The 21,078-nt window shown below is 44.1% G+C and carries 19 protein-coding genes; 4 read left to right on the top strand and 15 right to left on the bottom strand.

Features of this window, described 5'->3' with window-relative positions:
• Positions 1 to 29: 29 nt before the first annotated feature.
• A complete protein-coding gene (locus HF888_RS03675; RefSeq protein ID WP_007018907.1) occupies positions 30 to 308 on the top strand; it encodes a hypothetical protein in 279 nt (92 codons plus the stop codon).
• 60 nt (positions 309 to 368) lie between these two features.
• Here HF888_RS03675 and HF888_RS03680 read toward each other — a convergent pair whose 3' ends face one another.
• From HF888_RS03680 to HF888_RS03725, 10 genes are all read right to left on the bottom strand, one after another.
• The gene (locus tag HF888_RS03680) at positions 369 to 734 is read right to left on the bottom strand and encodes a Na+/H+ antiporter subunit G (protein WP_007018906.1); all 366 of its coding nucleotides are present in this window, start codon (positions 732 to 734) and stop codon (positions 369 to 371) included.
• Positions 735 to 743: 9 nt separating this feature from the next.
• Positions 744 to 1,013: a K+/H+ antiporter subunit F gene (locus tag HF888_RS03685; RefSeq protein ID WP_007018905.1), complete on the bottom strand. Its 270-nt coding sequence runs from the start codon at positions 1,011 to 1,013 to the stop codon at positions 744 to 746.
• Complete coding sequence (locus tag HF888_RS03690) at positions 1,007 to 1,495, bottom strand: Na+/H+ antiporter subunit E (protein WP_007018904.1); 489 nt, start codon at positions 1,493 to 1,495, stop codon at positions 1,007 to 1,009. The genes HF888_RS03685 and HF888_RS03690 overlap by 7 nt, the downstream gene beginning before the upstream one ends.
• Positions 1,492 to 3,003, bottom strand: coding sequence for a monovalent cation/H+ antiporter subunit D (locus HF888_RS03695; RefSeq protein WP_007018903.1), 1,512 nt, complete (start codon positions 3,001 to 3,003; stop codon positions 1,492 to 1,494). The genes HF888_RS03690 and HF888_RS03695 overlap by 4 nt, the downstream gene beginning before the upstream one ends.
• Positions 3,004 to 3,005: 2 nt before the next feature.
• The gene (locus HF888_RS03700) at positions 3,006 to 3,377 is read right to left on the bottom strand and encodes a Na+/H+ antiporter subunit C (protein ID WP_007018902.1); all 372 of its coding nucleotides are present in this window, start codon (positions 3,375 to 3,377) and stop codon (positions 3,006 to 3,008) included.
• Complete coding sequence (locus tag HF888_RS03705) at positions 3,377 to 6,169, bottom strand: monovalent cation/H+ antiporter subunit A (protein WP_007018901.1); 2,793 nt, start codon at positions 6,167 to 6,169, stop codon at positions 3,377 to 3,379. Before HF888_RS03705 ends, HF888_RS03700 begins: the two co-directional genes overlap by 1 nt.
• Before the next feature lie 213 nt (positions 6,170 to 6,382).
• Complete coding sequence (gene astE, locus HF888_RS03710; protein ID WP_207798147.1) at positions 6,383 to 7,426, bottom strand: succinylglutamate desuccinylase; 1,044 nt, start codon at positions 7,424 to 7,426, stop codon at positions 6,383 to 6,385.
• 214 nt (positions 7,427 to 7,640) lie between these two features.
• Positions 7,641 to 8,921, bottom strand: coding sequence for a uracil-xanthine permease family protein (locus HF888_RS03715; protein WP_007018899.1), 1,281 nt, complete (start codon positions 8,919 to 8,921; stop codon positions 7,641 to 7,643).
• Positions 8,922 to 8,931: 10 nt separating this feature from the next.
• Positions 8,932 to 9,558 (bottom strand): uracil phosphoribosyltransferase, encoded by a 627-nt coding sequence (upp, locus tag HF888_RS03720; RefSeq protein ID WP_007018898.1) that lies wholly within the window; start codon positions 9,556 to 9,558, stop codon positions 8,932 to 8,934.
• Between the two features lie 167 nt (positions 9,559 to 9,725).
• The gene (locus HF888_RS03725) at positions 9,726 to 11,696 is read right to left on the bottom strand and encodes a TonB-dependent receptor plug domain-containing protein (RefSeq protein ID WP_007018897.1); all 1,971 of its coding nucleotides are present in this window, start codon (positions 11,694 to 11,696) and stop codon (positions 9,726 to 9,728) included.
• A 196-nt stretch (positions 11,697 to 11,892) separates the two neighbouring features.
• Between HF888_RS03725 and HF888_RS03730 the strand changes: the two genes are divergently transcribed.
• Positions 11,893 to 14,280, top strand: coding sequence for a 7TM-DISM domain-containing protein (locus tag HF888_RS03730; protein ID WP_040298186.1), 2,388 nt, complete (start codon positions 11,893 to 11,895; stop codon positions 14,278 to 14,280).
• A 39-nt stretch (positions 14,281 to 14,319) separates the two neighbouring features.
• Here the strand turns inward: HF888_RS03730 and HF888_RS03735 are convergent, their stop codons facing one another.
• Positions 14,320 to 14,850: a peroxiredoxin-like family protein gene (locus tag HF888_RS03735; RefSeq protein WP_007018895.1), complete on the bottom strand. Its 531-nt coding sequence runs from the start codon at positions 14,848 to 14,850 to the stop codon at positions 14,320 to 14,322.
• A gap of 21 nt (positions 14,851 to 14,871) precedes the next feature.
• The gene (locus HF888_RS03740) at positions 14,872 to 15,456 is read right to left on the bottom strand and encodes an NAD(P)H-dependent oxidoreductase (RefSeq protein WP_007018894.1); all 585 of its coding nucleotides are present in this window, start codon (positions 15,454 to 15,456) and stop codon (positions 14,872 to 14,874) included.
• Between the two features lie 173 nt (positions 15,457 to 15,629).
• Between HF888_RS03740 and HF888_RS03745 the strand changes: the two genes are divergently transcribed.
• On the top strand, positions 15,630 to 16,532 hold the full coding sequence (locus HF888_RS03745; protein ID WP_007018893.1) for an AraC family transcriptional regulator: 903 nt from the start codon (positions 15,630 to 15,632) through the stop codon (positions 16,530 to 16,532).
• An 80-nt stretch (positions 16,533 to 16,612) separates the two neighbouring features.
• Here the strand turns inward: HF888_RS03745 and gatB are convergent, their stop codons facing one another.
• Genes gatB through gatC form a run of 3 tightly spaced genes read right to left on the bottom strand, consistent with a single transcriptional unit; the run spans position 16,613 to position 19,858 of the window.
• Complete coding sequence (gene gatB, locus HF888_RS03750) at positions 16,613 to 18,067, bottom strand: Asp-tRNA(Asn)/Glu-tRNA(Gln) amidotransferase subunit GatB (RefSeq protein WP_168367036.1); 1,455 nt, start codon at positions 18,065 to 18,067, stop codon at positions 16,613 to 16,615.
• Between the two features lie 29 nt (positions 18,068 to 18,096).
• On the bottom strand, positions 18,097 to 19,557 hold the full coding sequence (gatA, locus tag HF888_RS03755) for an Asp-tRNA(Asn)/Glu-tRNA(Gln) amidotransferase subunit GatA (RefSeq protein ID WP_168367037.1): 1,461 nt from the start codon (positions 19,555 to 19,557) through the stop codon (positions 18,097 to 18,099).
• 13 nt (positions 19,558 to 19,570) lie between these two features.
• Positions 19,571 to 19,858 (bottom strand): Asp-tRNA(Asn)/Glu-tRNA(Gln) amidotransferase subunit GatC, encoded by a 288-nt coding sequence (gatC, locus tag HF888_RS03760; protein ID WP_007018973.1) that lies wholly within the window; start codon positions 19,856 to 19,858, stop codon positions 19,571 to 19,573.
• Between the two features lie 130 nt (positions 19,859 to 19,988).
• Between gatC and HF888_RS03765 the strand changes: the two genes are divergently transcribed.
• Positions 19,989 to 21,029, top strand: a complete 1,041-nt coding sequence (locus tag HF888_RS03765; protein WP_007018972.1) for a rod shape-determining protein — start codon at positions 19,989 to 19,991, stop codon at positions 21,027 to 21,029.
• Positions 21,030 to 21,078 lie beyond the last annotated feature (49 nt).

Consider the following 21,078-nt stretch of genomic DNA (forward strand, 5'->3'; position numbering starts at 1 on the left):
GTATATGAACATTGAATTAGGTTGTATCAATGAGCGACTATTTTCTTATTAGCGCATGGTATGAAAATGCAGATACGGAAGTGCATTTTGAAGTTGCGAATGAGTTAGGAGGACAGTACTTTTTCAAAATCGGTTCTGTGCTGATTCAAAATAAATTAAAGGGTGATAACACTGACGCGCTCAGCAAATTCTATTATGCGGAAGAAGACATGCTAGCGTTGGCAGTAACGATTATTGATGAGGAAATGGTTGAGCTCAATGGCGAGACGAAAATAGATAACTTGTTGTTCGAGCGCTATACCCAATAATTGAAGCAACACTCCAAGCGCCACATGTTGACGCATGGAGTTGGTTTAAATGTCATGAATTTACTCTTGATAATCCTCACCATGCATCTTGATGGTTTCAGTTAAGTGAGTATTACGACTGTTACGGGTCAAGCGAACATCCCTATGAATCGCTGCTTTAGCAATCATATACGCTGATACAGGCGCTGTTAAAAATAGAAACAGGCTGATAACCAGTTCTTGAATACCTATGCCATCACCGCGCAACGCATGAAGAATTAACGAGCCAATGAGCATGCAGCCAATACCTAGGGTCGTGGCTTTTGTTGGCGCGTGTAGGCGGGTATAAAAGTCAGGTAGCTTAACCATGCCCAATGCTCCTATGAGCACAAACAGACCCCCTACAATGAGCAATATACTGGCGATAATTTCGATAATAAATGTCATATGGATTCCTTATTCGATGATATCGCCGCGTAGCAAATACTTGGCTAAAGCCGCAGTGCTCACAAAACCTAACATGGCGATCAATAGCGCAGCTTCAAAATATAGGGACGTACGAAAGTACAAACCGAGCAAGATAATGAGCGAGATACAGTTAATATACATGGTATCCAATGCCAATATTCGATCAGTGGTACTGGGGCCAACCATTAGGCGCCAACCGTTTAGTAGCAGTGCGATTCCCACCAATACAGAACAGGCAAGTAATACTTGGTCTAGCATTGGAAGATCTCCTTTAATGGTGTTTCGTAGCGAGACTTAATGGTATTGATGATGTCATCTTCGTTATCAATATGAAGAGCATGAATATAAAGCCATTGACGATCATCTGAAAAATCCACACTCACGGTACCAGGAGTAAGTGATATCGTGCTGGCTAATACGGCTAGCGGAAATGGCTCGTGAATATCTAAAGGTAACGCAATAAACCCTGGACGCAAATGCTTATTAGAACGCAGGATTCGAGCGGCAACTTCGAAATTGGAGACGATAATGTCCCATACTACGAGCAACAAGTATTTGAACGCCTTGATCGGTTTTTTAACCCCCGGGTGTTCATCGCTCATCGGTGCGCAAATCCAAGGTATCGTTATGGCGAGAAAACTACCCAACACAAAGTGAGCAAACGAAAACTCATTTAGAAAAACCCAAACACCCAACAACATGGCAGAATGAACGGGCATGGGGAACAATTTTTTTATCATTGCTCTGCTCCTGTTTCTAAGCTCGCTTCAATATCAATAGAGGCGTAAAGATCAAGGGTTGCCATAGCTGCATAATCACTGAGCCAACCACCAAATACCACCATCAAACCCAACACAATTAACAATAAAGAAACAGAGCTGATCTCACGTTTGGTTGCAAGTGTTGGCCCTGGCTTGTCACCTTTGCTGCGCCAAAAAATAGTGCTGCCAGCACGACCTAAGACAATAATGGACGCAAGGCTTGCCAATAGAATAGGAGGCCATACCCAGGCGGCTTCTCCTGCTTCCAGCGCAGCTTTCATCATAAATGCTTTACCTATGAACCCTGATAGGGGTGGCATACCAATGAGTGCAATCGCGCAAACAAAGAACAAACCACTCAATAACACGGGTTGACCCACAGGCCGGGCAGGAACAAAGCGATCTTCTGCTTTGCCGCGTTGGTTAATAATCATTCCAGCGACTAAGAACATCGCTGCCCCTGCGATGGTGCTATGGACGAGGTAATACAAACCAGCGGCAGTGGATAAATTGGTTTTTAAAGCAACCATTAGTAATAGGCTACCTACGGATACAATCACCAGATTGGCAGACAGAGTCCGAAGTGTCTGGCTAGACAGCACTGCCACGATACCGATGGCTAGAGTGAGCAGAGCTAAAGGCCATAGCCATGGTTGAATCAGATAAGCGAGTTCACCCGCATCTACACCAAACACACCATTGTGTACGCGCCATAAACTATAAAGACCAACCTTTGTCATGATTGCAAATAAGGCCGCTACAGACATTGGCGCTGAAGCATAGGCTTTCGGTAACCAGAAATGCAAAGGCAGCATGGCGGATTTGAGACCAAACACAGCGAGTAAAAGAAGGCCGCCGGTTTTGGCTAAGATAATATCTTCTGGTCGAATGAAAGCCGCTTTTTGCTGCATGTCCGCCATGTTAAGCGTGCCGAAAGTGCCGTACAAAATACCTAAAGCGAAAAGGAACAGAGCTGAACCTGCGAGGTTTAAGCTCACATAATGTACGTTAGCTTGCGTTTTTTGTTTGCCGCCACCGTGAATCACCAATGCGTATGAGGCGATTAATAAGACTTCAAAAAACACGAATAAGTTGAAAAGGTCACCTGTTAAAAAGGCGCCGCTGATACCCATCACTTGAAACATGATTAATGGGTGATAGAAACGACCTTGTTTGTCTTCACCGCTGCTACCGTAAAGTTGCGTTGCAAGTGTAAGAATAGCGGTGAGTAACACCATTAAAACGGACAAACGATCCGCTACAAGGGCAATACCAAAGGGTGGCTCCCAGCCACCTAATGCATAGACTTGAGGACCATGATAATGAACATGATAGAGTAGGGCTGCAGCGATGACGACCATGATCGCACTCATCACAGTGCCGAAGATTCGTAAACGTTTATAGTAGTCGTTTAAGAACCCAAACAGCATAATAATGCCGCTCAACAGCGGAATAACAATAGGTAAAATCGGTAAGTGCTGTAGCATTTTTAATTGCGCTCCTTACTCGATGTTTTCACATTCTTTTGTTTATGTTGGTACAGATCTCCTCCATCCACTTGATCGTTACCTAGATCCGCTCGAGCACGCATAGCGAGTATAAGAACAAATGCGGTCATGGCGAAGCCGATAACAATTGCAGTTAGGACTAAAGCCTGCGGTAGTGGATCGCCGTAATTTTCACTTACACCAATAATGGCCGCACTGTTGATGGTAAGGCGGCCACTTGCAAATAGAAATAGATTAACCGCATATGAAAGCATGGTTAAACCAACGATCAAGGGGAATGTTTGTCCACGTAGCATCAAAAAAACCGCTGCGGTTGTTAAGGTACCAACACAAATTGCGTAAAGTAATTCCATTATTCTTCTCCCATCAAACGCTCGGTGGTAGTGAGCTTACCGAGGTTGGCCAAAATCAATAAGGTTGCACCGATTACCGTTAGGTAAACCCCTAAATCAAAAATCATGGCGCTGGCTAATTCAAACTTGCCAATGAGCGGCAGGTGGAAATAATCAAACCAGGTTTTTAGGAATGGATGACCAAACGCCCAACCGCCTAGGCCGGACACGGTGGCAATGAACAAACCGCTTGATATGAAGCGTTCATAATTAAGGGTTAAACGCTCTTTCATCCATATCACACCGTGGGCGACATATTGTTGGACGAGCGCCACCGCCGTTATTAGACCAGCGATGAAACCACCACCAGGCATATTGTGTCCGCGCAAGAAAATGTAAGCCGATACAAGCAATGCCAGAGGCATAAGGCTTTGGGAAACAAGTGCTAGTAGCATTGGGTGCTTATCTGTTGCCCAAGGTCTGCCACTACTATCGGTACCTGGCATAAATAATGGAATACGAGCAAGTAACTTATATATACCTAAAGCAGCAATACCGAGCACGGTAATCTCGCCGAGGGTATCGAAGCCACGAAAATCTACTAGAATCACGTTAACAACGTTGCTACCGCCGCCGCCAGGAATACTGTTCTCTAAGAAGTAATTTGAAATTGTATCGTGTGGACGCGTGATCATTGCGTAGCAAATGGTGCCGATCACACTACCAAAAAGAGCAGCCAAACTTAGGTCGCGAACGATGATACGTAGCGGACTGTCGATCACTGGACTTTGTTGAGGTAAGAAAAAGAGAGCCAGCAAGAATAGAATAATGGTCACTACTTCAACTGAGAGCTGTGTCAGAGCCAAGTCCGGTGCCGAGAAATAAGTAAATGTTATAGACACAATCAAGCCCACTACAGAAAGGGCAATAAGTGCTAGCAGGCGCTTATGAATTAGCCAAACTGTGAGTATCGTTGCTGCAACAAGAAGTGCCGCACAAAAACCAACAACCCAGTTTACAGGCAGTGTTTCAGCACTACCCACAGTATCATGCAAACTCATCATAGGCCGTGCAATGAGTAACAACGCAAACAGTATAAAGAGGAACATATAGCGCTGAAGAGATCCGTTTTCTAAGCGCTCGTTAAGACTTGTAGCTTTATTTATCAGCCATTGAATAGCGCCTTCGAATACATGTTTCGCGTCTTGATCTTGGAACTGACCTTGGAAATTAAATAAGTGCTTGCGGTTATAATAGAGTGTGCCACCGCCCAATATAGCCAGTGCGCTCATGAGTAATGGTAAGTTAAAGCCGTGCCAAATCGCCAAGCTGTAGTTTGGCAATGCGTCTTGTAAGACCGATTGAGAAGCGATTGCCAGCAAATCTCCAACAATAAACTGTGGGAAGATGCCCACTAATACACAAAGCACCACTAGCACTTCAACAGGTACACGCATATAACGAGGTGGCTCATGAGGCGTCTTGGGCAAATCAATTGGCTCACCGTTAAAGAAAACGTCGTGCATGAAACGCAATGAATAAGCGACTGCAAGTGCGCCAGCTACGGTGGATAAAAGAGGTATCCACCAAGACAATGCGCCAAGGGTTTCTTGATTTAAGGTTTCTGCAAATAGCATCTCTTTAGAAAGGAAACCGTTTAATAGTGGTACGCCTGCCATAGAAGCCGCTGCCACCATGGCTAAGGTGGCGGTAAATGGCATGTATTTCCACAAGCCGTTGAGTTTACGCATGTCTCGGGTGCCTGATTCATGATCGATAATACCTGCCGCCATGAAGAGAGATGCTTTAAATACCGCATGGTTAATGATGTGGAATACTGCAGCAATGGCTGCTAAATCAGTACCTAGGCCTAATAGTAGAGTGATTAAACCTAAATGACTTATGGTCGAGTAAGCTAACAACCCTTTTAGATCATGTTTGAATAGCGCCATATAAGCGCCGGCCAGCATAGTGACCATACCTACCAGTGAAACCACGACAAACCACTGTTCGGTACCAGAAAGTGCAGGGTAGAAGCGTGCCATTAAGAATACGCCTGCCTTCACCATGGTGGCAGAGTGCAAGTAGGCGCTTACCGGAGTGGGAGCAGCCATCGCGTGGGGTAACCAGAAGTGGAATGGGAATTGAGCAGATTTAGTAAAGGCTCCCAACAAGAACAAGACCAGCATGGTGTTATACCAAGGGCTAGCTCTTAGCTGGTCCCCTTGCTGCAAAATTTCATCTAGCTGATAAGTGCCAGTGATGTCTGCCATCATAAGCAAAGCACCCAGCAATGCTAAGCCGCCTGCACCTGTGACTGTCAGCGCCATGCGCGCGCCTTTTCGGGCCTCAGTTTTATGTGACCAGAAACCGATTAATAGAAACGAGCTAATACTGGTTAATTCCCAGAATAACCATAACTGAAGAATATTATTGGAAAGTACTACGCCCAACATGGCGACCATGAACAGAATCAGGTAACCGTAAAAGCGGCCCATGTTATCTCGATCAGATAAATAGTAGCGTGCATACAGAATAATGAGTAAACCGATGCCAAGAATGAGAAGACTGAATAAAAAGCCAAGCCCGTCTAAATGAAACGCGAAGTCTAAGCCTAAAAGTGGTACCCATTCCAATGAGTAGGTTAACGCTTGACCTTGAAAGACAGTGGGAGCATGGCTAAGAAGTATGAGGAGAGCAGCGGCAGGCGCGAGGGCGGTTAAACTGGTACACAAGTTCCGAGAAAAGCGGCCCGAATAAAGGGCTACAAATACCCCCAATATTGGAATGAGCACGATCCATATAATATTCATATAAGCAACCCAAAGCTCCTATGTAGGTTTAATAACCCACTTCTTTATCGGTAATGATTTTTAATATTAGCAAAGAATAACTAACGGGGTAACGATTATGACCATCGGATGTGGCAAAAATTGCCTAAAATGAAGCCTAAAATTTTGATGAGTTGGAGGTTGTGGAAAAAACAATCACATTACCCATAACCTCCTTGGGTATATAGGTTGAGTTTACACGAGTTGATCGTCAACTTTGGCAGGAATGACCGTTAACAGTGCACGTTGACCAATAGTGACCTTTGCATTAGGGAATATAATTGCTTCGCCGTCATGAGATGTTTTGATTTCTTTACCGCCATCGATCGCTAATACATGGCCTTTTTCAAATTGCGTGAAGTTTGCTGTTTGATCGTCAAAGGTAAGTTGAAAATCTTCATATTGTTTAGTTATTTCTTTATCTACAACGAATAGGTGAAAATCGCGAATATCGAAAAGAGATTCAATATTCTCGCCTTTTATCAGACTTTCCAGTGCTGATTTACATGCTTTGAATTTTTCTGGATCATTTTCGCCAAAAGGACGGACTTTACCTAACTCAATCGTGAAAGAATATGCGGTGTGTTTTCTTGATGAGTAATAGCTGAAGGTGGTGGCGGGTTTTTGCATTAATAAAATGGTACGCACGCCCATGGCTTTTAACCATAGTAGTTGTTCTTTTTTCCATGCTTTTCCATGTAAAAATGGATAAACCGCAAACTTTTCATGGGCACTATCACGTATCGCAGTATGCAAATCATAGTGTATCTTTTCAGCATGATTAAATGCTTCAAAGAAATCATCAACTAAATTGCGTAGCGTTTGTGCTCTTTCACGCTCTTGGTTATCAATTGATAGCTCTTTGCTTGGATCAAACAAACGGTTCATATTTTCTTCAACAAATCGTTCACCAATATTAATAGCTGGTGGATTGCCGAAGATGAACAGAATCGGGTTGGGTCCAGCTAAATCTTTTTGCAAAAGCTGTTTGATTAAGGCGTTGCAAATTTCTATCGGCGCAGTCTCATTACCGTGCACTGCACTTGAAATAATGATTGCTTTTTTCGCTGCCGATTTATTGTTATCAAGGGTGTGGGGAATAAAGCGAATAACTCCCGTATCCAGTACACAAATATCATAAACATCATGATCAATTAGCATGGGCTTCAATGATGTTGGATTGTCACGCGTAAGTTTCAAAAAATCGGAATTCGGGATGTTGTTCATTGCTTGGCTCAAATATTTGTATTAGAAAATACTCTACACAGTGTACATGACAATGAGTGTATAGCTCGCCATGATAATGTCCTTAATTTAAGTCTAGTCTATGTACAAAATCCTAAGGCAGGATAATGAATATTATGTATGGGGAGATTTTAATTGTAGGTGGGGCTGCAAAGACAGGATTGAAGCGAACTAGCAACTTTGGCTAGTTCGCTTAGAGAAAAGAAACTTATTTATTGTGATGGATCATTTCATCAACAATGCGCTCTTCTTCGTGAAGATCGTTGTCGTCTTCCTTAGTTCGAGGAAGAACTGCGTTGAGAAGAATCGCCACTAGGCCACATAGGCTAATGCCTTGGATACTGAAATCATTGTTGCCAATGGCCATACCACCAATACCGAACACAAGAGTAGTGGCAACAATTACCAAGTTACGTTGGGCACTGAGATCTACTTGGGCACGGACCAGAATATTCATTCCTACACCCGCGATTGAACCAAATAAGAGAACCAAGATACCGCCCATAACAGGGGTTGGGATGGTTTGTAAGGCTATACCAAATTTGGCTATGAATGCCAATGCAATAGCGAAGATTGCCGCATAGGTCATAATGAGAGGATTGAACATTTTCGTTAGCATGACCGCACCAGTGACTTCACTGTAAGTCGTATTTGGTGGACCACCGAAAAGAGACGCCACTGACGTTGCCACGCCATCACCCATCAGAGTACGGTGAAGACCAGGCTTTTTCGTATAGTCTTTTCCTGTCACATTACTGATCGCTAACACATCACCTACGTGTTCAACTGCTGGCGCAATGGCGACAGGCAGCATAAATAAAATAGCAGCAATATTAAATTCTGGTGTGACAAAGTTAGGCACAGCAAGCCAAGCAGCATCGCTTACTTGTTGGGTGTCCAGCATGCCCATGAACGCGGCGGCAATATAGCCCACCACAACACCAAACATAATTGGGATTAAACGGAAAATACCCTGACCCAATGTTGCAACAGTAAGTGTAGTGACCAAGGCAATCATAGAGACTATTAATGCATCTACATATGGGAATAGTTCGGCTGATCCATCACCGGTTTTACCCATAGCCATATTCACTGCAATTGGCGCCAAGCTCAAACCAATCACCATGATAATCGGGCCAGTTACTACAGGTGGCATGAGTTTATGTAAAAAGCCCGCACCCTTGATCGCAACGGCAATGGCAATGGCAACATAGACGAGACCAGCACAGAAAAGCGCGCCCATAGCAGCGCCAATCCCCCAGGTTTGCACTGCATAGGTAATGGGTGCAATAAACACAAAGGATGAGGCCAAGAAAATCGGCACCTGGCGTTTGGTAATAAATTGAAATACAAGGGTACCGACACCTGCAGTAAACAGGGCGACACTCGGGTCTAAGCCTGTGATAAGAGGCATTAGAACTAAAGCACCAAAGGCCACAAACAGCATTTGCAGACCAGCAAGACATTCTTTCCAGTTAAAACCTGACATAGTGTTCTCCTTATTTGGTGCCAAAGATCTTATCACCGGCATCACCCAAACCTGGAATGATATAGCCGTTTTCATTTAAATGACTATCAACTGAAGCCGTATAGATGTCGACATCTGGATGTTCACTTTCAACTTTCTTGATGCCTTCAGGGGCGGCGACGAGCACGAGCGCTCGAATATCAGTACAACCTGCTTGTTTAAGTAGGTCAATCGTAGCGTTCATAGACCCGCCTGTCGCTAACATCGGATCTATGATTAATGCCATACGCTTGTTGATATCCCCTGCCAACTTTTCAAAATAGGTGACAGGTTCTAGAGTTTCTTCGTCGCGATATAAACCCACTACGCTGATTTTGGCACTTGGCATTAGCTCTAAAACACCATCTAGCATACCGATACCAGCACGTAGGATGGGGACGACGGTCGCTTTTTTACCCTTGATGCGTTGACCAGTTATTTCGCCATTCCAACCCTCAAGCTGATAGTCCTCTATCTCTAGATCCTTGGTTGCCTCATACGTTAAAAGGCAGCCCACTTCTGCGGATAACTGACGAAAACTACGAGTGCTTCGGCTGATTGAGCGCATAAGGCTAAGTTTGTGGCGAACAAGGGGATGTGTGATTTCGAATACGGCCATGGGAGCTTCCAAATACGGTTGATGAATCAAAGTTGAAAGGGGGATTCAGTTAACCGCGCATTTTCCCATATGTTTAAGGGGCTTGTCTAATTAGTCAGGAAATGCCATTTCTTTGTGCGTAAGCTTAGGCATGGGAGCATTAACTTAGTGCTTGGCTAAACCATACTTCAGAATTGATAGCGAATTTGAAAGTTAAAGTGCGCTGAATCTGGGCCATTTTGGATCAGTTGATCAGATTGAAAGTTTTGTATATCTGGATGTTTCATTTCTGCTGACAACAGGTTCTTAGCAATGAAGCGATAGCTGATCGATCCAATTTGATATTGTGCTTGCAGATTGACGATGTTTAAAGACTTTGCGGTGTCGCGTTCGCTAATGTGGCGCAAGGATATTCCATAATCCCAATGGCGGTGTATGTATTGAAGCCCCATGTTTAGTGTCCATCGGGGTGCGAATAGCGCAGTTGGATCTTCGTCGTGAGTTTGGTTCCCTTGTTTGATCCAAGCACTGTTAGCAAACCATTGGTATTGTTTTTGTGCATAGCGATAACTGATATCCAAGCCCTGGCGCGTGAAACTGCTTGTATTGGCATATATCGCAGCACCACCTTGATTGACTGTGCGGTATATGAAATTGTCGGTTTCAAGTGTATATACGCTCACTTCAAATAAATGCTGCTGGTTTTGAATGCTATAAGCGGCTTCAAGTGTGCGAATTTCTTCTGGCTTTAAAGTCGAGTCACCTTGGACCACGTTTGGAGGGATGTTGATGTACTGCTGGATAAACGTAGGGCTATTGAACGCGCTCGAATACAGCAGTTTCAGACTTTGTTCGCTACTGATACTCTGTACTAATGACACCCGCGGTAAGAATATTTCTCCAGACGTTTCATTGCTTACAAACCGGAAACCACCTAGTAAACGTGTTTTGTTCCACTGTTTATCCACTTGTGAATAGAGTGAATACTCATTGACTGATTGAGATGCCATTGAGACGGAAGCGATGTTGCCTGCTTCATCGGTATTGCGATATTGCCCAGTACTTCGATGTTCCACTTCAAAACCATTTAGTAGGTTGAAGCTGTCGCTCAAAGCAGAACTCACCTGGTGTCCAAGTCGGAAGCGATTATTATCATGCCCCCCATGAGCAAACCCCTGAGTACCTGACTCTCCAAAACTGATTAAGTTATCGGTAGGGATTGCAAGATAGTAATTGTTAATGTCGAAGTAGGAGTTTCCTTTTCCTAATGCATACTCGTGGTGATATTCCATATGAAATAACGTTCCAGTGTATTGCATTTCGCTTTGGTTAATTGTGGAAGCGGACGCTGCTAAACCGTCATTTTCACTGGAAAAATAGTGGATGCTGGAATGCCAATGTTGGTTGTTCAACTCCAACCAAATGGACCGACTGTGGGTTTGCTTGTCAAACTCTGTATCTGACGGTGTGTCTGATGGATAAAAGCTTGGAACTGGACGGTTATTGAACTCAGCAGAGAAAGCCTGTTGTTTTTCTTCATGAAATCCAAAGGAAATAGAGGCGTTGCCTAATTTTGCGTGATGATATCCTGCAATGCCGTTGTCGGCGCCGATAGAGGCTGTCATGCTCGACTGGGCGTGGTCATTTGTAATGATATTTACCACTCCAGAAGAGGCATTACTGCCATAAAATACGGCACCTGGGCCGCGTATGATTTCAATGCGGTCCAAGTATTCGAGTGGTAAGCCGAGTAAAGGAATACCACCATGGCTGGCCTGCCAATAGGGGACGCCATCTAAAAGAAACAGAACTTTTTGATTAAATGCCTCTACAACGCCGCGTATCATAATGGCTTTGGTTCCTATGGCACTGTCTTGAACCATGATCCCAGGCACAAAACTTAATACTTCTTCGAGATTGCTGAACCCTAATGAGCGCATGTCTTGTATGGAATATGACGTCGTGATGGCGGGCGTTAGAACGATTCGTTCATCGTCCATTGATGCGACACTCACTCGTATGTCTGCCAATTGATTGAGCGATAAATCAAACAGACCGCTGTCCATGACATTATCTGGATTAGGTTGAGCTGACACATATTGAAACGCTGCCAAGAGCACAAACCCAATGGCAGCGTGAGTGGTTAGCTTTTGCAACATAGCCTCAATGCTATAACGAAGTGTTTATTTTATTGTTCTTAGTATAGACCAGTGAAAAAGAGCCGTTGCGCTGGGTGCAAAATAATGGCGGGTTCAGACGTATTGGTTGTTGCAAAACTATCGGTATCATGAAAAACAAAAAAGGCCCATGAAACCATTGAAATACCTATTGATTTTCGTGTGCTGCCTTTTTCTGATGAATTCCCTACAGGCCAAACCAGAGACGGTAATAGATGCTCAGGCACTCGAGCAAGGCCCAGTCGAATTAGACGGGTTTTGGGCATTGGATTGGCGCGTACTGCATACCGATTTTCAACAAACCATTCATGATGGCATTGTTTTGCCTGGTTTATGGCATAAGCAGGGTCCTTATGATCGCTTTGGGTTTGCAACTCTGCGTCATCGCGCAGTGCTACCTAAATTGCAGTCATATCATCTACTTGTTCCCGATGCCCCTAGCGCGATTTCTGTTTGGGTGAATGGTCAAAACCTGTTTCAGCGCGGTCAAGTCGCGCGCACGCAAGATAATGAATCCCCGAAGTTTGGCCCAGAGGTTATCAAACTGCCGCCGGCTAAAGAATACGAGATCATTTTACATGTCAGCAATTTTCATCATAAAGATGGGGGTGTTTTTCATAGTATTCAAATAGCCACGGATGCGCATCACCATGAACTGTTAGAGAGTCGTAAGTTTGTCACGATAATGACGTTTACACTGTTAATGACGTTATCTATTTTTTTGCTCATATCTGGATTGCAGAGAAGTTGGAATAAGGTTCATTGGTTTTTTTCAACGTTTATTTGGTGCATCGCCTTTCGTAGCGTTTTGGTTGGTGATCGTGTTGCATATACGTGGCTTTCAGATCTTGATTGGGTGATATTGCAACGCATTGAACATATTTTATTGTTTATGGCGTTACCCTTGTTTTTGTATTATTTCCAAACCTTTTTTCGATTAAGGAATCACTGGTTCGCCCATGTTGTTTCAATCATGAGCCTAGTCATTTCTTTGATTACGCTATTCGCTCCTGCGCATGTTTTTACGTACTTTGGTCCTGTGGCTCAAGCAATGGGTCTATGTTCAGTTATCTATATTGTTGTAACCTGTGTATTACTGATTCGTAATAAAACACCTTATAGTATTCTTTTCTTATCCAGCTTTATTGTTTTGGCTGTGGTTGTCATTCATGATTATATCTATACACACCTTTGGATTAACAGTCAGCCTCTCGCACACTTTGGTTTAATGGCATTTATAATAATGCAAAGCTATCTATTATGGCTTCAGAGACGACAAGAAAATCGTTTGATGCACTATGTGAAAACCATATTAGATGAACGCAGTATTCAAATAAAAAATCGTATTCAAGACATTAGTCATGTGTATGAGTCATGCCTATCACAAGTGAAGCACGCATTGGATAATAATGGTTACGAGGCCATATCTTCGGAGTTGATATCGAATATCCAGCAACCTGAACGTACGATGCTAATGAGTGAGTTAGATGATCAATATCCTTTAGACGAACTACTGGCAAAGGTACGGCATTATTATTACCTAAGTGGAATCAATATTGAGGTAAAGGCTCAGTCTTCGAACGTAAAAGTAGCCGCCGAAGAATTTATCCATAGCTTGCTTTACTTTGCCCGCATGATCGAACGATTTGGCAGCCCTTGTAAGCTAGTGGTTAAAGAATCGGATGCTGCCGTTGTATTTGAATATCGCTTTCTTAGGGTGCCTGGAGACCTGCAAACCAGCGAAGATATGGACTTCTTAAAGGCATCATTATCGATGCAAGGTCTAAGCCTCGATAGCAAGCAAAAAGCAAAGCGCTTTTTATTGAGTGTCTCTATTCCTAAAGCGGGTAGGGAAGAGCTCCCTATTGAGCACATGACAGGGAATAACTTAGGCCCAAATATCTGGCTAGAGAGTCGATCTGGCATACTAGTGGCAAAAACTTTGAAAGACGATTATCGATTGTCTTACGGTCAATTGAATGCGGAACAATATATGCGGCACCGCCCAGAGTTGTGGATACTCGATTTACATGACTTTACCCTTGATCAATTTGACCGCTACAATCGTATTCGCCAAGAGTTTCCTGATTTACCTGTTATCTTAATGGTGCCTGCTTTCCAAAAATCACTGCTGCTTAAGTTTATGCGAGTTGCTAATGTGGATTATTGGCTTACACCCATTCTTGAAGAAGAAGTCATCATTGGTGTTCAAAAAGCTCTCAATATCGAACAGCCAACTACTTCTCAAGCGGTAGCGGATGTCAGAGAACTCGCGGTGAATGTAATCAGGGAAAGTCTGAATTTATGGCAAATCTATACAGGTAAAAGTAAAGCGCACTTGGCTGAGAGCAGTAAGCTTTGGCGTGTCTATATGGATGGCAGTACTGCAAAGACACGCACCCTAGATAAATATTTGTCTTTGCAAACTTTACCTAAGAAACCACGGTGGGAGACTGTGTTACGTACAGCAGGTCATGTACTTGAACATTGCGATTTAAAAGAACAAGACAAGCAGACATTGAATTGCTTAGTGCAGCAGCTGAATCAGCAGTTGGCGGAAACCTAATATTTAGAATGAGAGAGCTTCCATGCTCCTGATATCTTGTTAGTAGCGATACATACCGCGAATAGGGTAGTCATTTTCCGGGTTGCGAATCCATTGCAAACCTGAAACCAACTTATCAACCTCTGGACGTACAAAGGGGTTGTTGGATATATCAATTACCTGAATGGTGCCTTTTTCATTGATAACGAATAGCCCGGGTTCTGCAAAGTTATGATCGGTTTCTTTTTCCGATCTCGGTTCTGAAATATACAGACCTAAAGACTGCATCTGTTCTAAGGTCAACCCATACGCTATCGGAAAATTGATATCCAGTTGCGCTAGGTGCGATTCCAATTGCTCTTTAGAATCCGCGCTCACGGCAATCATATCAACACCGTTATTCAATAAGGCATCTCGGTATTGAGCTAGGATATTGAGATAGCGTGTACACATGGGGCAATGTTGTCCGCGATACACCACGACCAACTTCCAGTCGCAATGATCCGCTTCTATCCCATTAAGATTCACATTGTTACCCGCTAAATCTTTCACGGTAATGGATGGAAATGTTTCACCAGCTTTTAATTTCATGATCGATACCTCGGCCTAAGATTAAAAGATGTCATTAATATGCGATGTTAGGCGTTCAAAATCTTTTTCGATTTCAGGGTTCTTCATCACGTCATAGCATGCAAACGTCGGTAGCGGTTCCATGGCAAAGAACTTGAAGTTCATATGAGATGGGAAGAACAAGTCATCTACGCTTTTGCCTTCAAATAAGTATTGCGCCTTGTCATCGAATGCCTCTGCTGGTGCATTAAATGTGAGTGAAAGCATGTATTTTTTACCTGTTAGCAAGCCGCCAGAGCCATAACCTTCTTTTGGCGCTTGCTCTGAGCGACCATCGCCTGCACTTAATTCACCCATCATGCCTTGGGTATAAACCTCATCCATGTATTTTTTCATTTTCCATGGCATGCCCATCCAGTTAACTGGGGCTTGAACAATGACCACATCGGCCCATTTGTGCAGTTCTACCTGTTCATCTACCGAATATTCATCTTCCACGTGTTGTAGACGAATGTCATAGCCTTTGCTTTTGAGTTGCTCTGACATGCGTTCAATCAGGCTACTATTCAGCTTACCCTCGGCAAATGGGTAATAGGTGTGTGCGTTAATAATAAAGATGTTTTTCATAATGACCTCCCGTGATCAGATAGCTCTATGGTAGGGCAGGTCAATGGCTATTCGCTGGTCATATTCTCCAGTAGTCTTGCCTAATTCTGCTATATATTAGGATTTATGATATTTTTATTGCATAAAGCTTGCCTTTTACTACTATAATGCACAAGGCTTGAAGGTGAGAGACAATGTACGATAAGACGCTGATTGAGCAGCTTTTGGAAGCGGCTGGCGGGGAAAAGATGGGCTATGTGGACACCTTGTTGCCGCATGTAAAGCTGTATGTGCTAGATCAATATCAGTCAGCGTGTCCACTCATGTATGACTCGGGTCTATTTTTCGTGTTGCAGGGTAGTAAGCGCGGTAAAGCCGCAGGGCAGGAGTTTTCAACATCGCCACAAACATACTTATTGCTCAGTAATACTATGCCTGTTGAGTGTGAGACTCTCGCGCAGCCAGATGAGCCAGTTGTAGGCATTTACGTGGCCTTTAATCGTGATGAAATATCTCGACAAGTTCATATCATGGAGTCTCATAAGATCCGAGGCGAACAAGAGAGTGATGCGGCAGAGCAGCTTAATGTGATTAATTCTATGTCGACGCCTGATCGTCTCGCAGTTTTGGTATCTCAGCTTGCCGAAGCCATGCTGGATCCTTGTCAGTTGGAAATTCTTGGACCAAGTTTTGTTAATCAACTTTATTATCAAGTATTAACGGGACCTGGCTATCATACGTTAAAGCAATGGGTATCCGCTGACAGTAAATTCTCCGCGGTGACGCGTTCAATTGAATATATGCAATCGAACTTAACGAAGCGTATTAGCGTTGACGATTTGGCAAGCATCGCTGGTATGAGTGTTTCCGCCTATCATCATTACTTTAAGCAGGTAACGGGCGTATCGCCTTTGCAGCATTTGAAGCAGTTGCGACTGGTGCGAGCGAAAGATTTATTGGTCCAGCAAAAATTAAGTGCAAGTCAAACAGCGTTTGATGTGGGCTATGAAAGTCCCAATCAATTCAGTCGAGAGTTTAAACGTTATTTTGGAGTGCCGCCCAGTAAAGCTGCAACGTTACCCTATTCAGGAACCTAATCGCTACGAAAAACTCTAGAAATAAAAAAGCCGTTTTCGATTGCTCGAAAACGGCTTTGTATTTCGCTATTAAAATGCGCTTAGCATTTTGCGTCTAGCTTCTCTTTCAGCATTTTGTTGGCCATGCCAGGGTTTGCTGTACCCTTGGACGCTTTCATAACTTGACCGACAAAGAAGCCAATCATTTTACCGCGCTTATCTGGCTCAGCATTCACATACTGATCTACTTGCGCTTGGTTGTTAGCAATGACGTCTTCAACAATGGCTTCAATAGCACCTGTATCCGTCACTTGTTTTAGACCCAAGCTATCGATCAAGGCATCCACGTCATCGCCTTGCTGTTCCCAAAGCGCTTGGAATAGCGTCTTGCCGCCTTTACCTGAAATCGTATCGTCTTTAATACGTACCAGCATTTGACCAAGTTGCTTTGCGCTAATTGGGCTATCTTGAATTTCCACTTCGTTTTTATTTAACGCAGCGGATAATTCACCCATGACCCAGTTGGCGGCCAACTTGAAGTCGCCACATTTTGCCGCCACGGCTTCAAAGTAATCGGCGATGGCGCGAGTAGCACTGAGCACACCGGCATCGTATTCACTTAAGCCGTGCTCATCCATGAAGCGTTGCTTTTTTTGATCCGGTAGTTCGGGTAAAGAATCATTGATCGCCTGAATATAATCATCGTCAATCACCACAGGCAATAGATCAGGACATGGGAAGTAGCGGTAATCATTTTCTACTTCTTTTGAGCGCATGGAGCGCGTTTCCATTTTCACTGGATCAAAAAGACGGGTCTCTTGAACGATTTCGCCACCGTCTTCAAGGATGTCCATTTGACGTTCAATTTCAACGTTAATGGCTTGCTCTACAAAACGGAAGCTATTGACGTTTTTGATTTCGGTACGAGTACCAAATTCTTCTTGGCCTTTTGGACGTAAAGATACGTTACAGTCACAACGCATAGAACCTTGTGAAAGATCGCCGTCGCAAATACCAAGATACGTTACGATGCTGTGCATCTTTTTGAAATACGCTGCCGCTTCTTTAGCGCTGCGAATTTCTGGTTCAGATACGATTTCAATCAATGGTGTGCCAGCGCGGTTTAAGTCGATGCCGGACATGCCATGAAAGTCTTCGTGCAATGACTTACCTGCGTCTTCTTCAAGGTGGGCGCGAGTCACATTGATGCGTTTCGTCGTGCCATCTTCAAGGTCGATATCAATATGACCCATACCAACAATAGGGTGATGCAGCTGAGTGGTTTGATAGCCCTTGGGTGAATCTGGGTAAAAATAGTTTTTACGGTCGAACACAGACACCTTGCCGATTTCTGCATCGATCGCTAAGCCGAATTTCACTGCCATGCGCAGTGCTTCTTCATTGAATACAGGTAAAACACCCGGTAAACCTAAGTCTACGAGTGATGCCTGTGTATTTGGCTCGGCACCAAACTCGGTGCTCGAACCTGAAAAGATTTTTGATTTCGTGGCCAATTGAGCATGAATCTCAAGGCCAATCACTACTTCCCATTCCATAATGGTGAATTCCTCTTTTTGACCCTGAATTAAAAGCCGTCTGGGCTTTGCTTGTGATGCTCTGTTACCTGTTGGAATTGATGCGCCATGTTTAACATGCCAGCCTCATCCCAATAGTTACCCATGATTTGTAAACCAACCGGTAGACCATTAATTTGACCTGCCGGAATCGACATGCCAGGTAAGCCGGCAAGGTTACAAGAAAGGGTAAATTTGTCTTCCATATACATGGAAACAGGGTCGTCGTTTTTCTCGCCAATGTTAAACGCAGGGCTCGGTGTCGTTGGTCCCATGATGTAATCCACGTCTTCAAACGCTTTAACAAAATCGTTTTTTATTAAGCGGCGAATTTTTTGTGCTTTAACATAATAGGCATCATAAAAACCCGTTGAAAGTGCGAAAGTACCTACCATGATGCGGCGTTTAACTTCGTCGCCAAAACCTTCTCCACGACTGCGCTTATATAAATCTTCAACGTCTTTTGGATCATTGCAGCGATAGCCAAAGCGAACACCATCCATACGTGACAGGTTGGCACTGCACTCGGCAGGCGCCACAACATAATAAGCAGGAATAGCAAGATCGGTACTTGGCAGGTCGATTTCTTTAACGGTACAGCCCAGTTTTTCAAATTCCGCAATGGCTTCGCGCATTTTGCTGGCCATTTCCCCATCAAGGCTTTCAGGGAAAAACTCTTTGGGTAAACCAATGACCTTGCCTTTAATATCGTCATTAAGGTTAGCGGTGAAGTCAGTGTCTGGTTGCTCAACACTGGTGCTGTCTTTTTCATCAAAGCCAGCCATTACATTGAGCATCATTGCTGCGTCTTCAGCGGTTTGCGCCATCGGACCCGCTTGGTCTAGCGAAGAGGCAAACGCGATCATGCCCCAACGGGAGCAGCGACCATAGGTGGGTTTCAAGCCGGTTAGGTTGGTCAATGCTGATGGTTGACGAATAGAACCACCTGTATCCGTACCGGTTGCGGCAGGTGCTAAACGGGCCGCCACGGCCGCAGCGCTACCACCGGAAGAACCGCCTGGAATGGCTTTTTGGTTCCATGGGTTTTTAACTTCACCAAAGAACGAGCTTTCGTTAGAGGAGCCCATGGCAAATTCGTCCATATTGGTCTTACCTAAACAAACGGCACCTTGCTGTTTAAACTTTTCGACAATGGTGGCGTCATAGGGAGGAACAAAGTTGCTGAGCATTTTGCTTGCGCAGGTGGTGAGAACACCATCTGTACAAAAAATGTCCTTGTGTGCGAAAGGGACGCCAGTCCATGGAGTGGCATTACCTGCCGCTCGACGTTCATCAGCGGCTTTTGCATCGGCTAGCGCTTGCTCTTCGCATACGGTAATAAAACTATTTAGGCCATTTTCTCCTTGATCCAGTTGTTTTATGCGATCAAGAAAATGTTGTGTGACTTCGACGCTGGTGAATTCACCGGTTTCTAAGCCTTTTGAAATTTCAGCTAGGGTTAGGTTATGCATGACAAATGATCACTTATTCAACAACTTTGGGAACGAGAAATAGGCCTTGCTCTTGCGCAGGTGCATTGGCCATGTATTTCTCTCGTTGGTTAGACTCGGTAACAACGTCTGCACGCAGTCGTTGTACTGCATCAGTTGGGTGAGCCAAAGGTTGAACATCGCCGGTATCGACGGCATTCATTTGTTCGACTAGATCAAGAATGTTACTAAGGTCCGTGCGATATTGTTCGATCTGTTGATCGTCCAGTGCCAAACGAGCCAGATTTGCGATGTTTTTCACATCTTTGCTATCGAGCGCCATGAAATGTCTCTCTGCTTTAATGTAAGCTTGGAAAAAGACGTAACTTAACATATTTGTGCCTTGCTCAAAAACCCCGTGGTTGATAGTCTAAGGCCCAAAATAATATTTATATCATCTTTGGATTTGACGGATGTTTAAAAAACTAAGAGGGATGTTCTCAAGTGACCTTTCTATTGACTTGGGAACCGCTAACACCCTGATTTATGAACGCGAAAAAGGCATTACTCTGAACGAACCATCCGTTGTAGCGGTTCGGACACAAGGTAATCAGAAGTCCGTGGCGGCTGTTGGTCATGACGCAAAGCGTATGCTTGGCCGTACCCCAGGTAATATTCAAGCTATCCGTCCGTTACGCGATGGTGTTATAGCAGATTTCCAAGTAACTGAAAAAATGCTTCAGCATTTTATTAAAAAAGTGCATGAATCTTCATTTTGGACTCCAAGCCCTCGTGTTTTGGTATGTGTTCCATGTATGTCTACGCAAGTTGAGCGTAAAGCCATTCGCGAATCTTGTATTGGTGCGGGTGCGCGCAAAGTATATTTGATTGAAGAACCTATGGCTGCGGCCATTGGCGCAGGTCTGCCAGTTGAAGATGCTAGTGGTTCAATGGTGGTTGACATCGGTGGTGGTACGACAGAAATCGCGATTATCTCTTTAAATGGTGTGGTCTACAGCGAGTCGGTAAAAGTAGGTGGTGACAAGTTCGATGAATCCATCGTTACCTATGTGCGTCGTAATTATGGTTCCTTGATCGGTGAAGCCACGGCTGAGCGTATCAAGCAAGAGATTGGTACCGCCTATCCGGGTACAGAAGTTCGTGAAATTGATGTCCGTGGTCGTAATTTAGCAGAAGGTATTCCTCGTTCATTCACTTTGAATTCCAACGAAATTCTTGAAGCTCTGCAAGAATCACTAGCCGCTATTGTTCAAGCCGTGAAAAGCGCTCTTGAGCAGTGCCCTCCCGAATTGGCTTCGGATATCGCTGAGCGAGGCTTAGTGCTGACTGGTGGTGGCGCATTACTGCATCATTTGGATAGATTGTTGAGTGAAGAAACCGGTTTACCGGTTATCTTGGCCGATGATCCTTTGACCTGTGTTGCTCGCGGTGGCGGTCGTGCGCTTGAGACTATGACCGATCAACAACTGGAACTTTTGGCTTCTGAATATTAAGCCATGGGTCATTTTTCGCTCAGCTATTGGCTGAGCGATTCCGTTTGGC

Origin of the sequence: Bermanella marisrubri (genome assembly GCF_012295615.1) — a bacterium.
Lineage (GTDB): Bacteria > Pseudomonadota > Gammaproteobacteria > Pseudomonadales > Oceanobacteraceae > Bermanella > Bermanella marisrubri.